The 524-nt window shown below is 43.5% G+C and carries 1 pseudogene; it reads left to right on the top strand.

Annotated elements, in window-relative coordinates:
* Positions 1–144 (top strand): annotated as a pseudogene (locus R7093_RS27935) (exoribonuclease R); the annotation flags it as partial.
* Positions 145–524 lie beyond the last annotated feature (380 nt).

The raw sequence follows: 524 nt of genomic DNA, 5'->3' as shown, positions 1-524 counted from the left end.
GCAATCACGCTAGAAACACACTGTGCACTAGTGGAAAAACTACTCGAAAATACCCCTTCGGATGTTTTTGCTTGGGTGAAAACTCTGACAGAGCTTCTGCACACTTACGCTGAAATCAACGCGAAAGAAAACCCTCAAGACTAAGGTTTTTTGTCGTTAATCGTTCAGTAAACAAGGCGAGCTATCTGGTTCGCCTTGTTTTATTTTACGTCTGTAAAATCCGCCGTTTTGGACTTCTGACGTACACCACGATCCTCGCTTCAGGTTCGCTTCTCACTAGCGAATAGGGCGATTCCTTCTTACACTAAAATCAAAGCATTTGTTTTCGAACACTTTAATGCATCATTAAGCCGTGATTTCCAATCCACTTAAATACGGATAATTTATGTCGGAGAACGTTCTGGTTTTTAAATTTGAACCGATTTTGAAGCGCATATGCCTTCTCTCTCGCCTACGTTATCGTGGTGGGCGCAAATAATGGACCCGTTAACGCAAGGTTTACTGGGCGCTGCTTTGCCGCAGTC

The sequence above is a fragment of the Vibrio sp. 1580 genome (assembly GCF_033340055.1).
Note: the sequence above shows the minus strand (reverse complement) of the source record. Positions and strands in the feature narration are given on the sequence as shown.